Source organism: Nocardia sp. NPDC004604 (assembly GCF_040609795.1).
Taxonomy (GTDB): domain Bacteria; phylum Actinomycetota; class Actinomycetes; order Mycobacteriales; family Mycobacteriaceae; genus Nocardia.
Window position 1 is genome coordinate 49646 of sequence record NZ_JBEXLC010000007.1, and the last position, 22094, is coordinate 71739.

The window sequence follows — 22094 nt, forward strand, 5'->3', positions numbered from 1 at the left end:
ACCGGAGACCTCACCCATATACCAACGCAGACAACAGCTTTCACAAACCAGCTGAGGGTGGCACCGCACAGCGATGCCACCCTCAGCTCACTTCGACACACAACCTAGCCGCTTCGCGGCATCGAGGTCAGTGTCGTGAAAGGTTTCCGCCGACAGCGCCAACAGACTGGAGAACTGGTTGAACCGAGCCTTCAGCACATCCTTGGCCCGCCTACTCGACGGGTCCGACTTACCCAGCGCTGTCCCGACCGCGGACCCTTTCAACTTGTCCGCGTTCGGACCCGCGCCCAAGTGCGGAGCCTGATCGATCGCAGTGGGAAGCGCAGCCATCACACCCGCCGCTCCTCGCAGGCCATCCGGATTGACCTCGAACGACATACCGCTCCCTCCGCGCTCCCCACTGACACCGGGAGCCTCATTCCAGTTCGCCTGTGTATTGATACTGACGCACGGAGTCGATGATCGGTTCCACCGGCCGCACCTCGATCACCCTGGCGTCCCACCACTGCTCCCGTCCGGCCGCCAAATAGTCTGTACGTCGTGTAGGACGCACCGGAAACCCATTTGGTTCCACCGATGTTCGCCCGATATGACGGTGCGCACGGTGGTGAACCGTGCGCACCGTCGAGCTATGTGGCGGCAGTCGAGTACTCGGCCGCTGCTGTGATCAAGTAGGAGTGATAGTCAGGCTGGTCGGTCGAATTGGCCCTCTTGCACGCCCTCCGCGAAGGCATCCCACTCGCTGGGAGTGAAGACCAATGCTGGGCCGGTCGGGTTCTTCGAATCACGTACGCCGACAACGCCGCCCGCCAGCCACGCCACCTCAACACAGTCGGTCTGGCTGCCGCTGTAGCTGCTTTTGAACCACGTCGCGCCGGATAGGTCAGTCGTCACGCTGCATACTCCCTTGCCACCCGCCTGAGCAGGTCTCGCGATTTCACTTCATCAAGCGAAGTACTCCGTACGGCCGAAGCAAGCCCATCGTAGCGCCGCACATCATCGACGTCCTCCAGGTACAGATCTGGCTTCCCGTGCCCCTCGAAGTAGACCAAAGGTGGCTCGACCGGCTTGCCCTTGGTATCGAGACCGAACTTCAGGATCACGAACGGGCCGTGTTGCAACCCCCAGGTGCAGCCAGCGCTGAATGGCAAAATACGAAGGCTCACGTTCGGCAACGTGCTGATCTCCGCCAGGTGCCGTAACTGAGCGGCCATCACACGTGGACCACCGATGACGCGGTGCAGTGCCGACTCATGTAGCAGCAGTTCGAGTTTCACCGGATCGGTCTTGCGGGTGATGATCGTCTGGCGCTTCATGCGCAGTTCTACTCGTCGGTCGATATCCTCCTGGCCGGGCAGGGCGCTGATAATCGCCCGTGCATAGTCGGGGGTCTGCACCAGACCCAGAGCGATCTCTTGGTATGCGATCAGCTGACGCGCGGAAGCTGTCAGTCCAACGATCATTTGGAAGGTTTCATCGCTGTAGAGACCCGCGAACGCGGTGTACCACGACGTGACCTGCGCTTGCTTGGCGAGTTCGGCCGCGCGGGTGGTGTCCGCGCGGGACACCTCATACACCTCGCATAACGCCTTCACGTCCACCACGCGGATTTTCTTGGTCTTGGCTGTCTCGATGCGCTGTAGCGCAGGCTGGCTCAGCTCCACGAGTGATGCGGCTTTGGCGATGCTGAAGCCCGCTTCCTCGCGACGCTCGCGAAGGAATCGGGCCAGCTGTCGCCGGGCCAGGGTCGAGGGTTCGGTTTCGTCGTCGTCGGTTGGGGACATCGGGCCTCCTACGCAAGAGCGAATGGAATCACCTGAGAAATCGAATCGACGCCGATGGTGAATCGAACCTATTCCGGATCGCACGTACATCGCATGCTGGGGCTTCAAGCAACTTGGGTCCGACTAACCCGATTCGGCTTGGTTCAGCATATCGCTGGTGGTGTGCTGAGTCAGGCGTTCGGGGACATCGAAGCTCTCGAATCTATCGGCACCGCAACAACATCGGCGGCATGCGTCTCCGCTCGGCACCACCCTCGCGAGCCGACGCGGCGACCCGTGCTGATCCGTTGTTGCCCGTTCCCCGAACGCCCCAGCAGATCTCGCACATCGATATGTTCCGGGGAGTCTCATGCCACACACGCAAGCCATCGAACCGCCACCAACTACCGGCAGGCCGAAAGCCATCGGGTTCATCCGCGCGGATGTCTCCGGACTGCACGCGCCTCGCCATGCGAACGAAATACACCGGCATGCTTGCGCATTGGGCTACTGGTGCGTGTACACGGTCCGCCCACCGGCCGACGAACCGGATCCAATCGGGTATGCCCTCGGCATCGCCGCCGGGCTCGGCGTCGAGGTCATCGTGGTCTTCGATCTGGCGCAGGTGAACGACCAGCCCGCCCTGGTCTGCGATGCGGGGTGCGACCTGGAAACGGTTTCCCCGCCGAGCACGTGGGCACGCAGTGCGCAGCCCGCGCCGGGCGTCGAGGCGGGGGCCGCGCGATGAATTCCCCGAGTCAACCCCAGCATTGGTCGACCGAAGGTGGCCTTCGGCCCGTCCAAGGCGATGACGGTCACCTCGAGCCGAAAAGGCTTGGCACCCTGATGAGCGACGAGTCGATCCGCACCCCGCCGAGCATCTGCGGCAGTGCCGAAATCGACTTGGCGCATCGGCTGATGCGGCGGCACCGGGAGTGCCGGATCCACCGGTGCGCGTGGAAATGGGTCGCCTACCGCACACTCGTGCAGTACGGCCGGATCGCGCCGCAGACATTGAGTCCACGCGAACGCGCACATCGGCGTGACATCGAATTTCCCACCGCCCCACCGTCATCTCGGCGAACGCCGGGACCCGATTCGGTATTTCCCTGCGGCGCACCGGAACCCGTGACCTTGCACCAGGTTCTCGATGGACTACGCGAACTGGCGCACGATATGCGCTCGGGCGACAGCCGGGAGGGGTGAGCAGCCATGGCCCCGTGGCATGTGGTGTCGAGTGTGGCGGCGGTACTCGCCGGATGCGTTATCGCGGTGACCACCCTCGGATGCGTATGGCCGACCGACCGATCGCACCGATCCGCCCCCACCCATCGCCCTACCCGAGCGCACTGCGCACTACGTCCGGTCCAGTGGCCGACAGCGTGGACATGCGACTTGCCCACTCCGCCATTGACTCTCGACGAGGCGCACCGCGCGATGCAGCTACACCGCGAACACAACTGCGCCCGCCGCCGCGCCGCCCTGGCCACCCTCGTCGCGGCCGGGCACGTCACCCTCGACTCCACCCGCCGACACCGCCCCTGGGAGCTGCCGTCATGAACCACACCGTAAGCACCGATGACCCGCCACCCGCGAGCGTCCACCCGCATCACATGCACACCTCGGCCACCGGCCGCCACGGAACCGCCACCATGAATCACACCGTCGTCACCGGAGGCGCGGGCTTGCTCGGTTCACATCTGTGCCGAGCACTGCTCGAGCGCGGGGACCGGGTCACCGCGATCGATAACATGAGCACCGGCCGCCGGGCCGCTATCGAAAACCTCACGGCACACCCACGATTCACCCTCCGCACCGCCGATGTGACCGCACCCGGCGCGCTCGCCGACCTCGCCACCGTCACCCACATCGCGCATCTCGCGCGCCCGGGCAGCCCAACAGCCAGCGCCCGGCGCCCGGTCGACACCCTCCGGGCGGCCTCGACCGGCACCCTCGCGGCTCTCGACCTGGCCGCGCGTCGCGGCGCTCGCATCGTCGTGGCGTCGGGCTCCGAGATTTCCGGCGAATCGCACCACGCGCCACCAAGCCGAGGCCACCTCGGAAACATCGGCCCGGCAAGCACTTTCAGCGCGAACACCGCGGGTAGCCACGTCACCGAGGCCCTCGCCCGCCACTATCGAGGCGCGAACGTGGGCATCGTCCGCCCCTTCGAGGTGTACGGTCCGCACCTGTGGCCGGGCGACGGCCGCGTCACTGCCTCCTGCTGTGCTGCCGCACTGCGCGATCAGACACTGCAGGTCATCGATGGTGACACGCGATCTTTCGTCTACGTGGCCGATACGGTCGAGGCTATGGTCGCGATGCTCGACAGCGAAGCGTTCGGGCCGGTCGATATCGGCGGCCCGAACGCGGTCACGCTCGCCGAGTTCGCGCGTACAGTCATCGATCTCGCGGGCAGCGGCTGGCTAGAGGTCGCCCCCGCCAGCACCACCGATGTCACCGCACGGAGCCCGGATCTCACTCACGCGCGAGCCCTCCTGGGCTGGCAACCCACCACCCTCCTGCCCGACGGCCTGCACCACACCCTCGACTGGATGCGCACCATCCTGCGCCCGCACCCACAGTGACCCGTCGACGCTCGGCTACACCACGCCGGACCGTACATCATTCACCCACAACCACATTCGCCGATCCGGCACGACCGAACCCGACACCACCGACTCACCGACAAACTCACCACCCGCCACGTCTGACGAGAGTTCCCGGACGCTCACTGAGCTTGACTCTGTCGGTGATCTTGGAATTCGGTGTGTCGTGGCTGATGGGCTGTCACACTGCGGGGCGCGAATACTGTTGCGTCCCTTGAAGGAACAGGTGAATGTCACTCGGACCCGGACCGGCCAAGACGGTCCCGCCGCTGACGGTGCGGGTGGCCCGCGCCAGTAATCCTCGTGGAACCACGGCGATGTGGATACGTGATCGGCTCGAAAGCCTTTGGGACAATGAGGATTTCGCCGACTGGTATCCGCGTGACGGGCGGCCGGGTCTGTCTCCGGCCCAGCTGGCCACCGTGTGCGTGCTGCAGTATGTGCTGGACCTGTCCGACCGGCAGGTGGCCGAGGCCGTGCGCTGCCGTATCGACTTCAAGTACGCGCTGGCCCTGGAGTTGGACGACCCCGGCTTCCATCACAGTGTGCTGAGCGATTTCCGGGACCGGCTCGCCGAAGGAGACCGCGCCGACCGGCTGCTCGATCTTGCCCTGGCCCGGCTCACCGACGCCGGACTGGTACGCGAACGCACCACCCAGCGCACCGACTCCACCCACGTGTTGGCCGCGGTACGCGACCTGACCCGGCTCGAGCTGATCACCGAGGCCGTCCGCGCCGCACTCGAAGAACTCGCCCGCGCTGCTCCGCACCTGCTGACCGGCCTGGTCGACGAGGAATGGGGACGTCGCTACGGCCGCCAGATGCGCCTGGGCCGCAACCCCACCCGACCCAAGACCAGGATCCTCACCACCGGCGAGGACGCCTGCCAACTACTGGAGCATCTACGAGAGCACGGACCGGACCACCTGTCCGGCCCTCAGGCCCAGGCTCTGCGACAGATCGTCCTGCAGAACTACTACCGCGATGACAAGGGCCGCCTGCGTTGGCGCACCGACACCGACGGCGGCCTGCCACCGGCGGCGGTGGCGATCGTTTCTCCCTACGACATCCAGGCCCGCTACGCGCGCCGGGGACAAGTCACCAGGTGGAAGGGGTTCTTGGTCCATCTGACCGAAACCTGCGCACCCGAGGGCACCAACGTGATCACCGACGTCGTCACCACCCCGGCCACCACACACGATGCCCAGGTGCTTCCCGGAATCCATACCCGCTTGCAGCGTCGCGGGCTGCTTCCTGCCGAGCATCTGGTCGACGGCGGCTACACCTCCCTGGTCCACGTCGTGCAGGCGGCCCGCGAACATCAGGTCATCCTCACCGGGCCGCTGCCGGGTAATCCCACCCGCCAGCACCGCGAGAACGAGGGCTTCGGCCGCGACGACTTCCGCATCGACTTCGACCGCCGACAGGTGACCTGCCCGCAGGGCCAGGTCAGCAAGGGATGGCACGGCCCCTACCCGACGTCGTCTCCGACCGCGGCTCCGCTGATCGTGGCTCGGTTCACCAAAGCCCAGTGCCAGCCATGCCCGGTCCGCAGTCAGTGCACCACCTCCCGCGAAAGCGCCCGCAACGTGGGCTTTCCACCGCGAGAACTCCTCGACCTGCAGGTGCGGGCCCGCAGCGAGCAACAGACCCCGGCCTGGCGCACACGGTATGCGGTCCGTTCCGGCATCGAGGGCACGATCTGCGAATTCGCGCACGGGCACGGCATGAGACGATGCCGCTACCGCGGCCAGACCAAAATCCACCTGCAGCACGTGTTCACCGCCATCGCCGTGAACATCGAACGCCTAAGCGCTGGACCGCTACCAGACGAACCATCCCCGCCGCGCCCGCCAACAGCCTTCCAAAACTATCTGGACCACAAGGGAATTCCCCGACTACGGTCCTGGCGGGCGGTCAGCGGCTGATCTCGCAACTCACAAGATCACCGACAGAGTCAAGCTAAGGCCATCGCAATCGTGGGTAACGGGGACGGCTAAGCCCCAGAGCGGATGCTGTCAGCGCAGGAGGTATCTGCACGAGCGGTGACATTGACCGGCGATACACTCTCGGCATCGGCGCCGCTGGTGGCTTCCATGACTCGAAATTCGCTGCCGCACTTGGCTCGATCCGACGACAGGCATCCACACGATCGCTCCCTTAACTGTGGACCCCGTCAATAGGATGGCTAGGCAAGGATCGACGAGTCCGCACCGCCAACGGGCCGGCCATCGTTGAGCACCGGACGAATGGCTGACCAATGCTGGCAAGGGGATTCGACGGCGATTCGACCGTTCGTAACCGCGACAATAAATCGGCCGGTTAGGTCGACAGGAAGGACAAGAGGTTGAGCAACAGCGCACGCGGCAGTCATGACGAAGTGCCCCGGCAAGTCCGTCAGGTCGAAAAGGCCCTCCGCACTGTCTATGTGGAGTCGGGCCTGCTGGACATCAGCGACCTCGAGGGAAAACCGGCCGAAGAACTGACGCCACGAGTCTTGTCTCGGGCGCTGACTGCTCAAGCAGTCCGTATCGTCACCGGCTACAGCCCAGCCGAGGCTGCACTAACAGTCATCGACGGCATGGCGGACCAAGGGATTGACGCTATTGCGGTCGTGGAGGGCTCGGATCCACACGTCTATCTCGTACAGGCGAAATGGAGCAAAAACGGCAACGCCAACAGCGATCGGTCGGCAGTCATGGAGCTGCTCGCCGGTTTGCGGCTCATCGATGACGAGGATTTCACTCCGTTCAATCCACGCGGTCGGCAGCTCGCCGAACTGGCCAAGAGTGTCATGGCCACAGGCCCAGTGCCGGTGACTCAGGTAGTCGTGTTGATGCGAGCCGATGACGTGACCGCGGGGTTTCGTGAAGCGCTCGTAAACGGGGAGAAGGAGTTCAACCAGCACGGAGAGATTCTTCGTCACCGAATCGTCCTCGCCGCCGAGGTGTGGGAGTCGGTCCGGAAGGATCTTGCGCCCCAACCGGTCGAGCTGTCAGCCGAGCTGTTCCCGTGGTTCGCGATAAGTGCGCCATACGAGTCGTACCAAGGTGTGGTGGAAGCTGAGCAGGTCGCTGAATGGGTCGAGCGCGGCTCAAATTTGTTCAACCTCCGCAATCCGCTTGGTAGGACAGCGATCAACAACGAACTGATCGACACTCTGACCGCAGAACCGGCTCACTTCTGGTACTTCAACAACGGCATCACCATTCTGTGTGAGTCGGTTGAGAAGACCCAACAATCGATGCGGATGCCACATACACGTCCACTCGGCCTCACCTTGCGTGATGCCAGCGTGGTCAATGGCGCTCAGACCGTTCGGTCGGTCGCCGAAGCAGTCGCCAAGGATGATGCCGCTGCGACAGCGCAGGTCGGCGTACGCATCATCGTGACAGGCAAGGCAAAGCAATTTGCCAAGCAGACGACCCAGGCGACCAATCGGCAGAACCGCGTCGAGGCGCGCGACTTCATCGCCTTGGACTCAGTCCAGGCCGCCATCATGGAAGAAATGCGAGCCGAGCTCGGTTTGGAGTACAGCGTCCGCCGCAGCGAGCTAGAGCCGCATCCAGATACGGGTTGCTCAGTCGTCGAGGCTGCCTGTGCGCTGGCTTGTGCTCATCCGGACAGTCAATATGCAGCGAGGATCGCCACCACACTTGACGTGCTGTGGGAGCGTGGATCGCAAGGTATATACGATGTACTGTTTCGGCCCCAGCCCAGTGCTTACCTCTTGTGGAATGCCGTCAAGGTTCTCCGGGAAGTACGGCGCAGCCTCCATGACCTGCGCCCGCGCTACGAAGGAAGAGGTGTAGCCCTCACGGAACATGGCGTTTATCTGCTCGCATATCTCGTGTTCCGAAGTCTTGACACCGAAGCGCTCGATGAACCGGATCCAAACTTGGAATGGATGACGCGTGCTGTCGAACAGACACCGGAGTTAATCGAGACGCTTTTGCCAGCTGTGGCGGCTGCAATCGACGAGCTCTACGGCGAACGTTCCCAAGTCCGAGCTGTATGCTCAGATGTCTCACGTTGTCGCGAGATTGCCGATCGTGTTCTCGGTGAGGACAGCGCAAAAGATGCAGTTGCGTCGCCGGACAAGTACCGCCGGATCCCCGCAAAGCGAAAGCGGCGGCGTCCTAACGCGGTCTCGGTCCTGATCGACAAAGGTGTTCTTGCCGAGGGCGATGTGCTCACGCTCGCCACAGGTTATCCGGTTGAGATCGAGGCTATCAAGGATTGGCTCGCCGAAAACCCCAAGCGATCGCGTGCGACGTGGGTTCCGCATCGCCTCAAGCCGATCCTTTGGGCTGCTGACGGCAAGCAGTACTCGCCTTCCGGGCTAATCTCCCATATGTGGGAGCTGGCGCAGTGGGAAAAGCGGCCAGTGGCGGTCCAGGGGACCTTGAGGTGGGTGACCAGTTCTGGCATAACGCTGGCCGACCTGGCGTGGCGAGTTCTCGGCGAACTCGAAGGTTCGGAGGAAAGCGTCCTTGATCTCGCTTGATGAAACTGCGGCTGCCAGCCGATCGCTGGTGGATCCGATCCCATTCGCCGATGCCCGCCCCGGACTGGGCGACAATATCCCCGAGTCGCGCGCTGCCGTGTGCATCCTGCACCCGATCGAATGCCGCTGCCAGAGCTGGGTTTTCGTCCGCCACGGTGACCTTGTCCCCGACAAACGGCAATTCGCTGCACCCGGCCGGAAACCCCGACGAGAGCGGCCGAACCGAGCGTGCCCAGCGCTCGGCGACCGAGCGAGCTATCGAAGGTCAGCATCGCTCCGTGTCTTTACAGAGGCGAATCAGCGCGCCACTTGGGTGATGGCCGGTTGTTCGGTGCCGGTATGCCTGGGCGGAAGCCAGGGTCCTGGGCTGCTGTCAACCAGCGGGTACGAGTTCGCCGTGTTCGTCCACAATCAGGGTTCCCAGGCGGTCCATGACGAGCCCACGATGGACGGCGGCATCGAGAGATATCGTCGACCACCATTGGCAGACCGGTGTCAGTCGCCGGTGGCCGTGGGCCTGTCGCCGATATTCGCGGTGAGGATTTCTTCGATGCGGGGGTCAGGCGTCAGTATGATGCCCGGGTACCCGACCTGTCGGCCGCTCAGCATCTGGAGTTCGGCGCGCAGGTACGGGAAGAGGTCGTGGACCGCCCGCTCTGTGAATCGGTGCCGCTCCGCAGGTGACGAATCCAGAATCGTTGGGCCGTCACTGATTTCGTCAGCCGGTCCGTCGGCGTCGGCGTCGGCCGGTTGGTAGCAACCGGTGATGGCTACGGCGACCGCCGCGCCGGCGTGCAGGAACCGTGCTGTCACGGTGGCATGGACGTAGCCGCCCGCGAATCCGGCGAGCGTGACACCGTTGGGGCTTTCCTCGAACCAGGCGGGTCGCCGGGTGTCGTCTTCGGAGTCGAACTGTTCGAAGAGCAGTTTGTGGGGGCGGACGTCGCGGAGTGCATAGTCCGCCGAGGTCGGGGCGTCACTCACGCTTATCCACCGTCCATGTCGTGTGCGCGGTCGGGGCGGGTGATGTCGTACGGTCGCATTTGCCGGCGGCCGGCCACTCGTGGAACTCGATGAATTCGGCGCGTTTGGCCGGATCGTGGTCGATGGAGGTCGCGGCGGCGCGAATCCGCTGGCTTTCGTGGACGGCCACCGCGGCGGCTCCGAGTTGCAGCATCGCGCCGACCGAGATGGCGTAGCGCCGGATGGTGGCGATTGTCGGGTTGGTGCCGCCCTTTTCGAAGCGGTACACGACGGCTTCGTCGACACCCATGGCGTCGGCGACGTCGGCGACACTGAACCCATTGGCCATGCGAACGGCCTTCAGTTCACGGATCAGCTTGGTCTGCTGGCGTGCAAGGTCGAGCCCCAGCCGCTCGTACTTACGTGGATCCATGACCCACCTGCCTCCCCCTGGACAATCCTTCTGACATATATGTCAGTATCCACTGTCCCACATCGAAGGCCGCCATGTATAGCGATTCTGCCTGCACCAACGCTTGCCAGCCTCGATCGCGCCACGCATGTGGCGTGTCTGATCGGCCGCGTTGTACGCGCTCGCGATGCCCTTGTGCCGCACTGAGCAGCCGAGCAGTCGGTCGTCCTCGATATCGGTGTGCACGCGGGGTTCGATGAAGTAGTACCGCCAGTGCACCTCATGCCCGTCGACGGGCACGGTGCCTTCGACTTCGAGCTCGCCCAGCCAGGGCAGCGCCCCCGGCGGGGCGGTGACTCCCTGGTAGATGTCCCGTCCCACCGGGCAGCGATAGGACCCCTGTCGGTTTCCGTTCGGCGCTTCGCGGTTCTCGCGGGGATCGAGGCCGAATTCCTCGGCATCTGACTTGAGTATCTTCAGCAGGAACCAGGCGTCCTCGTCGAGGGTTCTGAGGCTCGCCATCTCCTGTTCGCATCGAGACGTTTCCCGCCACTGCGCGCCGGGTCTGTTCAAGCGGGACCGCAACTCATGCTCTGGTGCGGGTCCTTGAATCACGCTGTCCCCCTGGAGAACTCGGTGTCATCGACGTGGAGCCGTGCAATGCTGGACGGTTAGTCTTTCGCGCTCACGGCACCGGCGGGATTGCGTGGCCGCGCTTCGAAGGTAGCGTGTTCACGATCGTGTATGCAAGAAGTTGTGAATGCAAATCTTACTGTTCACAGATTTACTCGAAGGCTTGTGAACGGCGGGGGTTTCGTTGTAGCGTCACAGCCATGGACGACGAGATGACGGCGGCGGCGATAGCCCGGTTGGCAGGCGTCGGCCGAGCGGCCGTGTCGAACTGGCGTCGTCGCTATCCCGAATTCCCGAAACCCGTGGGCGGCACCTCCGCCAGCCCTACCTTTTCGCGCGCCGAGGTGCTGGAGTGGCTCACCGCGACCGGCAAGGCGGATCAACTCGCGACCGCCGGGACCACCTCGACCAGCGTGCAGCGAATCGCCGGTGATGCGCCCGCGCAGGGGCGAGCGATCGATGCCGATCGGGCGAATGGTGAGTCCGAGAAGGACAAGCCGGACGATCTCATGGCGCGAGCGATGGTCGCCCTGCTGCCGGATCTGGCCATCGAGGCCCCTGATATCCCGCTGGATCGGGATGTCGTGGACGACGCGGTCACCTCGGATCTCGAGCGGGAGCTGCCGGTGCTGCTCGATCCGGCCTGCGGGGACGGAAGTCGGCTGTGTGCGGCCGCCGAACGCTTCGGCGACGGCGTCATATTGGTGGGTCAGGATCTCGACGAATCCGCCACCGCCGCCACGGGCAATGAACTGCGCCGGTTCGTGCATCTCGAGTACGCGCTGCTGCCCGGAGACGCCCTGCTGAGCAACGCCTTCCGTGGATACCTGCGATACGCGCACGCAGTGGTGTGCGATCCTCCGTTCGATCCGTCCGACTGGCCGTCGTCGGAGATCCCTTCCGATCGATGGGAATTCGGGCAACCCGCCGCCCGGGATGGCGAATTGGCCTGGGTGCAGCACTGTTACGCGCAGTTGCGGCCGCACGGCACGGCCGTCGTCGCGGTGTCGGCGCGCACCTGCACGCAAGCGTCAGGCTGGGAGATTCGACGGGAGCTGGTGCGGTCGGGCGCGTTGCACACCATAGTCGCGCTGCCGAGGGGTGTCGGCATGCCACTGCAGGCGAGCAAACTCCTGTGGATCCTGCGGCGTCCGCATGGCATGCCGAATGCCTCGGGCGTGCGGATGGTGGACTTGTCCGGATTGGCCGACGCGAAGGACCTTCCGCAGGGTGCCACCGCCTGGCGTCGGTTGTTCCGGGATGTCGATCCGAGCATCGGCCAGGTCGTGCCCCGGCTGCGCTTGTTGGATGCGGAGACGAACCTGCTGCCATCCCGGTACCTGGTGCCGCACGCGCCGGGGCGAGCGGTCGACTTCGAGCAGATCGTCGACCGGCTCGAGGCGATGTACGCCCGAATCGGTTCGGGCATGCCGCATTTCGTGACCGTGTCCGCGCCGCCGCGCTATCCCCTGGTCACCCTCGCCGAGCTCGAACGCGCCGGCGCGGTGACGATCCGTTCTCGCGAGGCCACGCCGCGCGCCGGGGATGTGCTGTTGCGCATGATGGGTGAGCCGCCGGTGGTCGCCACCGGCCGGATCGAGGACGAGCGGGCGCTGGCCCAAATCATCGAGGTGGACCCCGCACGCATGGACGCGCATTTCCTGGCGGAGTTCCTTCGCGCCGACACCGAGGCGCAGCCGCGGGCGAATCGGTGGGGAGTGGTGAGCCGGGATGACTTGAAGCGCTGCCGCATCCCGCGACTACCGTTTGCCGAACAGCGTCGCTACGGTGATGTGTTCCGCCACCTGCACCTGCTCCGCGACACCGTGACCTCCCTGGCGCGGGTGAGCGCCAACGTGATCGACCAGGCGGTGCATGGTTTGACCGTTGGCGCGCTAGCGCCCGATCAGATTCCCGATACTCATTCCCATCGCGAACCCCACAGAAGTGAGACGAACGCATCGTGAGTGCACCCTCCCAGGACAAACCGTCCCTTTCCAAGATGGCGGCCGATATTTGGGCCGTCGCCGATCTGCTGCGCGGCGACTACAAGCGCCATGAGTACGGCAAGGTGATCCTGCCGTTCACCGTGCTGCGTCGGCTGGACGCGGTCATGGCTCCCACCCGCGCCGCGGTGTGGGAACGCGACGCGCAGTTGACGATTCAGAACAAGCAGCGCCCGCTGGAACTGGCGGCGAAGCTGTCGTTCTACAACACCTCAAAACAGAATTTCAAGTCGATCGCCAGCGACGCGGATATGGTCGCCAAGAATCTGCGCGACTATGTGAACGGCTTCTCGCCGAATGTGAAGCAGATCCTGAGCCGCTTCGACCTCGACAACGTGATCACCGGATTGGCGAACGCGAAACTGCTCTACAAGGTCGTGGGCCGTTTCGCCGGTATGCAAGAGCTAGACAAGCTCAGCAACCACGACATGGGCTATGTCTTCGAGCATGTCATCCGGTTGTTCGCGGAGGACTCCAATGAGACTGCCGGTGAGCACTTCACGCCGCGTGAGGTCATCGACCTGATGGTCGCCCTATTGATCGCGCCCGATGACCATGTGCTGGCGGGGGCGGGCAAGGTCATCAATGTCCTGGACCCGGCCTGCGGCACCGGCGGCATGCTGACCGCCGCCCAGGATCGCATCACCCGAATGGGCACGAAGACCAACGTCTACCTGTTCGGTCAGGAGGTCAACGGCGAGTCCTGGGCCATCTGCGAGTCGGACATGCTCATGCTCGGGCAGCAGGGCAACATCCACTTCGGCAACTCCTTCAGCGACGATGGCTTCGAGGGCCGCACCTTCGACTATATGCTCGCCAATCCGCCGTTCGGGGTGGAGTGGAAGAAGGTCGCGGATTTCGTCAACGCCGAGGCAGAGCTCGGGTTCGCCGGCCGCTTCGGTGCAGGCACCCCGCGCATCAACGACGGATCGTTCCTGTTCTTACAGCACATGATCGACAAAATGACGCCGGTCGACGAGGGCGGGGCCCGCATCGGCATCGTCTTCAACGGCTCGCCCCTGTTCACCGGGGCCGCGGGGTCAGGTGAATCCGAGATCCGCCGCTGGATTCTGGACGATCTGGATCTGCTGGAAGGCATTGTAGCCCTGCCGGATCAGCTGTTCTACAACACCGGCATCTCCACCTACCTGTGGATTCTCACCAACCGCAAGGACCCCGCGCTCCGTGAACGGGTGATCCTGCTCGATGCCCGCGACCAGTGGGAGAAGATGCGAAAGTCCTTCGGCGACAAGCGTAAGAAGATATCCAAGGACCAAATCGACGTCATCACCAAGATGTACGGCAAGGCCCGCGCCATCGCCGCCGACCCTGACCACCCCGATCACACCAGTGTGAAGATCTTCCGCACCCGCGATTTCGGCTACCGCCGCATCACCGTCGAACGTCCGCTGCGCCAGCGCTTCGAGGTCACCGAGGACACCCTCGCCGCCCTGGACATCGCCAAACCGCTGGCCAAATGGGAAGGCCGCAACACCCTCATCAACGCCCTGCGCGGCCTGCTCGGCTCCGTCTGGTGGACTAAGAAGGAGGCCGTTAACGCCCTGCACAAGGCGGTGGCCGACTTCGGCGCGACCTGGCCCAAGACCGCCAGCCACCTCAAGGCCCTCTGGTCCGCCGTAGCCGTCTCCGACCCCGAAGGCGAACTGCAAACCGCCAAGGACGGTTCCGCCCTCCCGGACCCGGACCTGCGCGACTACGAGAACATCCCCCTCGACGAGGACATCGACGTCTACTTCGCCCGCGAAGTCCTGCCTCACGTCCCCGACGCCTGGATCGACCGCGAGAAGACCAAGGTCGGCTACGAGATCCCGTTCACTCGGCATTTCTACGTGTACACGCCCCCCCGGCCATTGGCAGAGATCGACGCGGAGTTGCGGGAGTTGGAGAAGCAAATTCAGAAGCTGTTGGGGGAGGTGACGGAATAGTCATGGCATTCGATATTGCCCTGCCCCCGTCGTGGAGATGGATTCCCCTGAAGTTCGCGACAACCTTCCTTAATCGCGGAACTGCACCGGATTATGTGGATGATGGCCAGATTCGAGTAGTCAGCCAGGCTGCCAATCAGCCCGAAGGGTTGAACTGGGACCGTACTCGTTACCATGCATATTCGGGTAATCCAAAGCAACTCAAAGGCTACCTGATTCCCGGTGATATACTGGTTAATTCGACCGGGACTGGCACCCTGGGTAGGGTTGGGTACTTCCATGGAGCGATCGACGACCTTCCTTGTATTGCAGACGGACACGTGACTGTGGCGCGGACTGACCGTACAATTGTGAATCCTCGGTTCTTATTCTATTGGCTCGCATCGTCGCCGTTTTACAATTATGTGTATGCGGCCTTGATTGTTGGTGCAACAAATCAAATCGAGCTGAATAGAGAACGACTCGCCGGAGCGGAAGTTCCACTTCCGCCGCTCGATGAGCAGCGTCGTATCGCTGACTTCCTGGATGCTGAGGTTTCTCGAATTGACCGAGTGGTGGAGTGCAGGGCAACACAATTCGATGCGTTGTCGGTCAGATATGCGACCGAAATATCTGAGCTCGTAACACCAGGGATTGCAAACGCTGATCTGCGATCAGAAATATGGCCGTGGTTACCTGCCTCGACGGCAACTGCCCGACTTGGGTATATGGCCCGAGTTCAATCGGGTGTTACCGTCCATGAAGGGAGAAAAGAAACTGGCGATGAAGCGGACTATCCATACTTGAGAGTCGCTAATGTCCAAGGTGAGCGGGTTGATCTCAGTGAGATCAAACAGATTCGGATACCGAGAATAATGGCTCGCGCATCACGACTTCAACCCGGTGATGTTGTCATGACCGAAGCAAATGGCAACCCGGATAACCTGGGACGGGGGGCGGTATGGTCCGGAGAGATTCCGAATATGATCCACCAAAATCACGTCTTCGCGATCCGGGTGAACGACAGATTGATAAGTCCGGAATATCTTGTCGCTCTGCTGGCATCTATTCATGGTCGTCGATACTTCCGATTCACTTCAACTCAAGTTGGAATCGCAACAACAAGTAGTTCCAAGGTGCTGAATTTTCCGGTTCCTATTAAATCTTTGGCAGACCAGCATTCAGTTGTTCATGATTATCTTCGTGCGCGCGAGACATATGAAAGGACGGTCGCAGCTCTTGACGGCCAGCGGTCACTGCTTGCAGAACATCGCCACGCGCTGATCACCGCTGCCGTTACCGGTCGGCTCGATGTCACAACGGCCCGCTCCACCAGCTTCGAAAGTGTACGTCCATGACCCCAAAAGCTCTCAAAGAGAAGGCTTTCGAAAACCGGGTCGAGTTTGAGCTGCTATCCAATGGCTGGGAAAAGGGTCAGGGCACCTTCGATGCCGAGCTCGGGATCGATACCGGGGAGATGTACCGGTTCATCGGGCGGACGCAGCAGGAGGAATGGGATCGTCTGGTCGGGTATTACGGTGACGCGAATGCCGCGCAGCGGCAGTTTGCGCAGCGGGTGGCGGCCGAGGTCGATGCGCGGGGAGTGCTGGATGTGCTCCGGGAGGGAGTGCGGGATCGGGGGGTGCTGATTCAAATGGCGTATTTCCGGCCGGGTCACACCCTGGCGGCGGACGCCTTGCGGGAGTATCACGGCAATGTGCTGACGGTGGCGCGGCAGGTGTTCTACAGCACCCGGCACCGCAAGTCGGTGGATATGGCGTTGTTCGTGAACGGGTTGCCCACCGCCACCGTGGAATTGAAGAACTCCAACACCGGCAAGACCGTGATGGACGCGATCGCGCAATACCGTGACGAGCGTGACGCCAACGATTTGTTCTTTGCGAAACGTACGCTGGTGCATTTCGCCGTGGACCCGGATCGCGCGTTCATCACCACCAGGCTGGCGGGGGCGAGCACGCAGTTTCTGCCGTTCAATCTGGGCACGAAGGGCGCGGGGCGCTCGGGGGACGCGGGGAATCCGCCCGCCGAGCCCGGATCGTACGGGGTGGCCTACCTGTGGGAGCACATCTGGCAGCGGGACAGCTGGCTGGAGCTGTTGCAACGGTTCATGCACGTGCAATTGCCCGAGAAGACCGGAGTGCGGACGAATCCGCATGCCGCGCCGCGCATTTTCCCCCGCTACCACCAGTGGGACGCCGTACAGCGGATGGTGGCCGACGCGCGCGAGCACGGGGCGGGCCACAACTATCTGATTCAACATTCGGCGGGCTCGGGCAAGTCGAACACCATTGCGTGGCTTGCGCATCGGCTGTCGAACCTGTTCGATCGAGAGAATAGGCCGGTTTTCCACAAGACCATTGTCATCACCGATCGCACAGTGCTGGACCGGCAGTTGCAGCGCACCATCTACCAGTTCGATCACACGCCGGGCGTGGTCAAGAAGATCGATGAGAACTCCAAGCAGCTGGCAGCCGCACTGACCGACTCCACCTCGAAGATCATCATCTCGACCTTGCAGATGTACCCGTACGTGCTGGACAAGGTCGCCGGAAAAGGCTTGGCGGACAAGCGTTACGCGGTGATCATCGACGAGGCGCATTCCTCGCAGGGCGGCGAGTCGGCGTCGAAGATCAAGCAGGCGGTGGGCGCCAACGCTGCGCGCGACCCCGATGAGGACGAAGCCGAGTATCAGACCCGGGTGCGCGGCCGGCAGCCGAACCTGTCGTATTTCGCGTTCACCGCCACCCCGAAGTCCTCGACTCTCAAGCTCTTCGGCCGACCCAGCCCCGACCAGTTCGACCGCGAGACCGGCGAGCCGCTGCTAAAGCCGTTCCATGTGTACTCCATGCGTCAGGCCGTGGCCGAGGGTTACATCCTCGATGTGCTCGCCAACTACCTCACCTGGGAGTCCAAGTGGCGGCTGCGCAACGCGGCTGTGGAACTCGCTCAGGCGAATTCGGCGATCTCCAATCCCGACGTGGACAAGGCCAAGGCCGCCCGGGCCTTCATCCGTTTCGCCGAACTGCACCCGAATTCCCTGCCGCAGAAGGCCAAACTGATCGTGGACGATTTCCGCGAGAACATCGGCCCCCGGTTGGGCGGTCGGGCCAAGGCCATGGTGGTGACCAGTGAGCGATGGCACGCGCTGCGCCTGTATCAGGCCATCGTCGAGTACGTCCGCCGCTGCGGATTCACCGATTCTGAACCGCTGGTGGCGTTCTCGGGCGTCCTGAAGGACGAGGACACCGGGCTGGAGTTCACCGAGGCCGGCCTCAACGGCTTCCCGGAGATCGAGTTGCCCAAGCATTTCGACTACACCCGCGCCGACGATCCGGACGGTCGCGGCCGAACCGAGTATCGGCTGCTGGTGGTCGCCGAGAAATACCAGACCGGTTTCGATCAGCCGCTGCTGTGCGGCATGTACGTCGACAAGAAGCTCACCGGTGTCAATGCCGTGCAGACCCTGTCGCGGCTCAACCGCATGCATCCCTTGAAGACCCAGGCCGATGTCCGCATCCTCGACTTCCACAATGAGGCCGCCGCCATCGAGGAGGCGTTCAAGGACTGGTTCGAGGGCACCCTCACCCCGCCGCCCGACCCGAATCTGCTCTATGACAAGGAACGCGAGGTCATGGAGTACGGCCTGCTGTCGGTCCCGGAGATGGAGGCGTTCGTGCGGGTGCTCGGGGCGGCGGACGCCGAGCGCATGACGCCGACCGCCGAACGGAGACTGCACAGCGACGCTCACCGCTACCTGCAACCGGCCCTGGACCGGTTCGGCGCTCTCGACACCGATGAGGAGCGCGAGGGTTTCCGCAAGGCGCTGCGGAACTACGTGCGCGCGTACAGTCTGCTCTCGCAGGTTATCGATTGGGGTGACCCGAGGCTGCAACGGCTCTACCAATACGGTCGCCTCCTGCTCCTCCGGCTGCCCGGGCCGCCGTTGGTCTCGGTGGACATCGGCGACGCCGATCTCACCCACTATCGGCTGGAATTCACCGGGCACCATGATGTTTCGCTGTCCCCGGCCGGTGATCGGACGATCCGCGGCCACGCGGCGGACGGCGGCGGCTATCAGGAGCCGGAGCTGGAACCGCTCTCGGAGATCATCGAACGGCTCAATGAGCGCTTCGGACTGGATCTCGGCACCTCCGATGAGATCCTCGCCTATCAGCAGGTGGCCAGCATCGTGGAGGACACGGGCCTGCAACAGGTGGCGTTGATGAACGACGAAGCCCGTTTCGGGCAGGTGGTCGACGATCGGCTCGACGACATCGTCGCCGAGAACGCCGCCAGCAATACCGCTTTCATGGGCCTGTACTTCGACAATGCCGAGTTCCAGAAGGCGTTCAAGGAGGAGGCCATCAAGCGGTCGTATCGGATCATCACCGATCCGGCCCGCGACGCGGCGCTCAAACGCCTGCGGGCGGAGATGCGCCGCGCGACCGAGAACCGTGGCTCGGTCGAATAGTGTTCGGGTTCAAGAGATTACGGCAACAGAGCTAGACAGTCCGCACACGCGAGACATAGGGAGCGGCCTTGGAAGACACCACCGGGCTATCGGAGGACAAGCAGCTGCTCGACGGCCGCTACCGCATCGACGGGAAACTCGGCAGCGGTGGAATGAGCGTCGTGTACCACGGCCACGACGAGCGCTTCGACCGGCCGGTGGCGATCAAAATGCTGAAGCCGCAGTCTCCGCCCGCGACCGCCGACAGCTTCGAGGCCGCCGAAATCCTCGAGGACGAGGAACGGAGCCGACGGCGGTTCCTGCGGGAGATCCGCACTACGGCCCGGCTTGAGCATCCGGGCATCCCGGCGGTCTACGACACCGGGGTGCTGATCAATCCCGATGGCAGTCGGCAACTGTGGGTGGTCATGCAGCTGTTGCGCGGGGTGACCGTGCGCCGCTGGGTCGACGACGCCGACTATGTGGACGCGCCACCGACCGTGGCGTGGGCGGCGGCGGTCGCCGCTCAGCTGGCGGCGGTGCTAGCCGACGTGCATCGCGTGGACATCGTGCACCGTGACGTCAAACCGGAGAACGTGGTCATCGCCGATGACGGGCTGGTCAAACTGCTCGATTTCGGCATCGCCATCCTGCGCGGCGCGGGGGCGCTGCCGCGGCTCACGCAGATCGACCACACCGTCGGCACGCCGCCCTACATGTCGCCGGAACAGTCACTGGGACAGGTGGTCACCGCTGCATCCGACGTCTACTCGCTGGGCTGCCTGTTGTACGAGTTGCTCACCGGCGACCCGCCGTTTCTGGCGACCCGCGCTACGTCGCTGCGTACGCACCACCTGAGCACGCCGCCACCGTCGGTGCGCGCCGCCCGTCCGGGCGTGCCCGTGGACATCGACCGGCTGGTGGTATCGATGATGGCCAAGCCGCCGGGCGACCGTCCCACCGCCGAGACCGTCTACACGGTACTGGCTCCGCTGGCCGCCACGCCGGATCCCACTGCTGCCGAGGACGAGTCACGTGATCCCACCCGCCCGTTCCGCCGTCCGCTGCTGGCCCCGGCCGCCCGGCGCGCCGCCGACCCGCGGACCGGACCCGAACTTACCGAGGGCGAGGTCATTCGGATCGAGGGCGAGGTCGCTGTGCTGCTGCGCGACCAATTGCCCACCGACGCGATCCGGATCATCGAGGACAATCTGCCGCGCGCCCACAGCGAATACCTACAGGTGCGGATGCGGGAGCTACTGGCACACGCGCTGTTCGACGCGGGCGTGTTCACCCGCGCCGCCCCGCTCCTGGAGAATCTTGTCCGTACCTATCTCGCCTATCTGCAACCGCATGAATCGATCGTCATCGACAGCGCCTACCGCGCGGGAGTCGCCTACGCGGAACTCGGCAAGCCGGACAGGGCGCTGCGTGCCCTGAGCTTCTACGTTCGCAACGCGGACCCGGCCGCCAACCGGGATCAGCTAATCAGCGCCCGCTTCCTCATCGCCCACATGAAGGCGGTCGCAGGCGACTTCGAGGATGCAAGAGACGACCTGCGCGCTCTGCGCCCCGTCCTGTGCGAGGTTTTCGGCCCCGATTCGGCAGCGGTCCGCAACCTCGATCGTCAGCTCGGAAAGCTGAATTCAACGGTGGAGGACGGGAATTCCCGCTAGCCGTGTCGGGCGAGGCGCGTGCGCGACTGGCTTTCGCCCTTCCCGATGGTGATGACCAGCGGCCGTCCAGATCCAGCATCGCGACCGGGATTCCGAAGTCGTCGCGGGTGTGACAGGTCAAGCTGCACAATGGATTTTGGTTTTTCGGGGGCGGTCTTCTGAGCGCGAGTGGGGGTCAAGCCCCGTCGCGGCCGCCACTCGCGCGCCACCGCCCCAGAAACGAATCCACACCCGCACCCTCCCCGCGACGACTATCGGCAATAGCCTAATGGGAGGTGATCAGCGAGCCTAAGCCTGGGTGGCGACCGGGAGCGGGCAAGCTGATTGACCGAGCCGCCGGTCGGTGAGTACTTCCACCGCCAGGAATGACGTTCAATTCCTAGGGTTAGATCGTGCCCCGGCCGGTCGGTGAGACCACCTGTAGCGCTGATGGGGTGTCGTACCTGTTCGAGTACTGATCCATCAGGTCGCCGCCGGGTTACCTTGAGCTCGAACAGGATTCGAACCGATGAGCCTGGAGGTGATAGATGGTCTATGTCGGCGACGATTGGGTCGAGGAGCATCGCGATGTTCATGTGATGGACGAGCACGGTACGAGACTGGCCGCACGGCGGCTACCGGAAGGATTGACCGGTATCGGCGGGTTCCACGACCTGCTCGCCACCCCACGCCGAAGAACCCGCCCAGGTCCTGATCGGCATCGAAACCGATCGTGGCTTGTGGGTCGCGACAGCGACGGCTGGTGCCGCCAGCCCGACGGCACCGAAGCTCCGGACTACCTACAGTGCGGAATCCTCTGTGGCGAGCCGCCTACCAGCGGTGACGTTCCAAGCGGCTTGGACGACTGCTTCAATTCCGGCGCGACGTTCGAATAGTACGAACGAAGTTGCCGACATTGTGCTGCTGACCTACGGTGTCGCATCTTCGGCGGAAGTGATCGAACGGTGCTTGAACGTGATCGACTGCCTCATCGAGAACGGCGCCGGCGGAGCCAATCTCAAAGCAGACGAAGCAACCTTCGACCCGAACCAGACCAGGGGTTGACCGATGGGTCCACTGAATTGCCGACCGACGCCCCTTGGCTGCCCACCATCGGCAGCATTCCGCTCGGCGCTGTTGTCTTCCATCC

18 protein-coding genes and 1 pseudogene are annotated in these 22094 nt (G+C 63.7%); 13 read left to right on the forward strand and 6 right to left on the reverse strand.

Annotation, left to right across the window (positions count from 1 at the left end; all coding sequences use genetic code 11):
- Positions 1 to 87: 87 nt before the first annotated feature.
- The 3 genes from ABZW16_RS05165 to ABZW16_RS05175 form a co-directional block, all read right to left on the reverse strand.
- Positions 88 to 378 carry a hypothetical protein gene (locus tag ABZW16_RS05165; RefSeq protein ID WP_354952372.1) on the reverse strand — a complete coding sequence of 97 codons (291 nt, stop codon included), beginning with the start codon at positions 376 to 378 and terminating at the stop codon, positions 88 to 90.
- Between the two features lie 306 nt (positions 379 to 684).
- Positions 685 to 894: a DUF397 domain-containing protein gene (locus ABZW16_RS05170; protein WP_354952374.1), complete on the reverse strand. Its 210-nt coding sequence runs from the start codon at positions 892 to 894 to the stop codon at positions 685 to 687.
- Positions 891 to 1784: a helix-turn-helix transcriptional regulator gene (locus ABZW16_RS05175; protein WP_354952376.1), complete on the reverse strand. Its 894-nt coding sequence runs from the start codon at positions 1782 to 1784 to the stop codon at positions 891 to 893. Before ABZW16_RS05175 ends, ABZW16_RS05170 begins: the two co-directional genes overlap by 4 nt.
- Before the next feature lie 349 nt (positions 1785 to 2133).
- On the opposite strand from ABZW16_RS05175, the gene ABZW16_RS05180 reads away from it, so the two are divergent.
- From ABZW16_RS05180 to ABZW16_RS05205, 6 genes are all read left to right on the forward strand, one after another.
- Entirely contained in the window at positions 2134 to 2511 is a 378-nt protein-coding gene (locus tag ABZW16_RS05180) for a hypothetical protein (RefSeq protein ID WP_354952378.1), read from the forward strand.
- Positions 2512 to 2609: 98 nt separating this feature from the next.
- Positions 2610 to 2969: a hypothetical protein gene (locus ABZW16_RS05185; RefSeq protein ID WP_354952380.1), complete on the forward strand. Its 360-nt coding sequence runs from the start codon at positions 2610 to 2612 to the stop codon at positions 2967 to 2969.
- A 189-nt stretch (positions 2970 to 3158) separates the two neighbouring features.
- Positions 3159 to 3323, forward strand: coding sequence for a hypothetical protein (locus tag ABZW16_RS05190; RefSeq protein WP_354952382.1), 165 nt, complete (start codon positions 3159 to 3161; stop codon positions 3321 to 3323).
- Positions 3320 to 4351, forward strand: coding sequence for an NAD-dependent epimerase/dehydratase family protein (locus tag ABZW16_RS05195; RefSeq protein ID WP_354952384.1), 1032 nt, complete (start codon positions 3320 to 3322; stop codon positions 4349 to 4351). Before ABZW16_RS05190 ends, ABZW16_RS05195 begins: the two co-directional genes overlap by 4 nt.
- A gap of 251 nt (positions 4352 to 4602) precedes the next feature.
- On the forward strand, positions 4603 to 6300 hold the full coding sequence (locus ABZW16_RS05200; protein WP_354952386.1) for an IS1182 family transposase: 1698 nt from the start codon (positions 4603 to 4605) through the stop codon (positions 6298 to 6300).
- Between the two features lie 419 nt (positions 6301 to 6719).
- Positions 6720 to 8879, forward strand: coding sequence for an AIPR family protein (locus ABZW16_RS05205; RefSeq protein WP_354952388.1), 2160 nt, complete (start codon positions 6720 to 6722; stop codon positions 8877 to 8879).
- 495 nt (positions 8880 to 9374) lie between these two features.
- Here ABZW16_RS05205 and ABZW16_RS05210 read toward each other — a convergent pair whose 3' ends face one another.
- Genes ABZW16_RS05210 through ABZW16_RS05220 form a run of 3 tightly spaced genes read right to left on the reverse strand, consistent with a single transcriptional unit; the run spans position 9375 to position 10776 of the window.
- A complete protein-coding gene (locus ABZW16_RS05210) occupies positions 9375 to 9863 on the reverse strand; it encodes a hypothetical protein (RefSeq protein ID WP_354952390.1) in 489 nt (162 codons plus the stop codon).
- Entirely contained in the window at positions 9856 to 10275 is a 420-nt protein-coding gene (locus tag ABZW16_RS05215; protein WP_354952392.1) for a helix-turn-helix transcriptional regulator, read from the reverse strand. The genes ABZW16_RS05210 and ABZW16_RS05215 overlap by 8 nt, the downstream gene beginning before the upstream one ends.
- A 42-nt stretch (positions 10276 to 10317) precedes the next feature.
- On the reverse strand, positions 10318 to 10776 hold the full coding sequence (locus ABZW16_RS05220; RefSeq protein WP_354952394.1) for a hypothetical protein: 459 nt from the start codon (positions 10774 to 10776) through the stop codon (positions 10318 to 10320).
- A gap of 206 nt (positions 10777 to 10982) precedes the next feature.
- Between ABZW16_RS05220 and ABZW16_RS05225 the strand changes: the two genes are divergently transcribed.
- The 7 genes and pseudogenes from ABZW16_RS05225 to ABZW16_RS05255 all read left to right on the forward strand — a co-directional run bounded on the left by ABZW16_RS05225 (position 10983) and on the right by ABZW16_RS05255 (position 22009).
- The gene (locus ABZW16_RS05225; RefSeq protein WP_354952396.1) at positions 10983 to 12854 is read left to right on the forward strand and encodes an N-6 DNA methylase; all 1872 of its coding nucleotides are present in this window, start codon (positions 10983 to 10985) and stop codon (positions 12852 to 12854) included.
- Positions 12851 to 14839, forward strand: coding sequence for a class I SAM-dependent DNA methyltransferase (locus tag ABZW16_RS05230; protein ID WP_354952398.1), 1989 nt, complete (start codon positions 12851 to 12853; stop codon positions 14837 to 14839). Before ABZW16_RS05225 ends, ABZW16_RS05230 begins: the two co-directional genes overlap by 4 nt.
- Positions 14840 to 14841: 2 nt before the next feature.
- Positions 14842 to 16176 (forward strand): restriction endonuclease subunit S, encoded by a 1335-nt coding sequence (locus ABZW16_RS05235; RefSeq protein WP_354952400.1) that lies wholly within the window; start codon positions 14842 to 14844, stop codon positions 16174 to 16176.
- Positions 16173 to 19310, forward strand: a complete 3138-nt coding sequence (locus ABZW16_RS05240; RefSeq protein WP_354952401.1) for a DEAD/DEAH box helicase family protein — start codon at positions 16173 to 16175, stop codon at positions 19308 to 19310. Before ABZW16_RS05235 ends, ABZW16_RS05240 begins: the two co-directional genes overlap by 4 nt.
- Positions 19311 to 19378: 68 nt before the next feature.
- On the forward strand, positions 19379 to 20965 hold the full coding sequence (locus tag ABZW16_RS05245; protein ID WP_354952403.1) for a serine/threonine-protein kinase: 1587 nt from the start codon (positions 19379 to 19381) through the stop codon (positions 20963 to 20965).
- Between the two features lie 527 nt (positions 20966 to 21492).
- Positions 21493 to 21691: pseudogene (locus tag ABZW16_RS05250) on the forward strand (IS110 family transposase); the annotation flags it as partial.
- Between the two features lie 93 nt (positions 21692 to 21784).
- Positions 21785 to 22009 (forward strand): hypothetical protein, encoded by a 225-nt coding sequence (locus ABZW16_RS05255; protein WP_354952473.1) that lies wholly within the window; start codon positions 21785 to 21787, stop codon positions 22007 to 22009.
- The last annotated feature ends 85 nt before the right edge of the window (positions 22010 to 22094 follow it).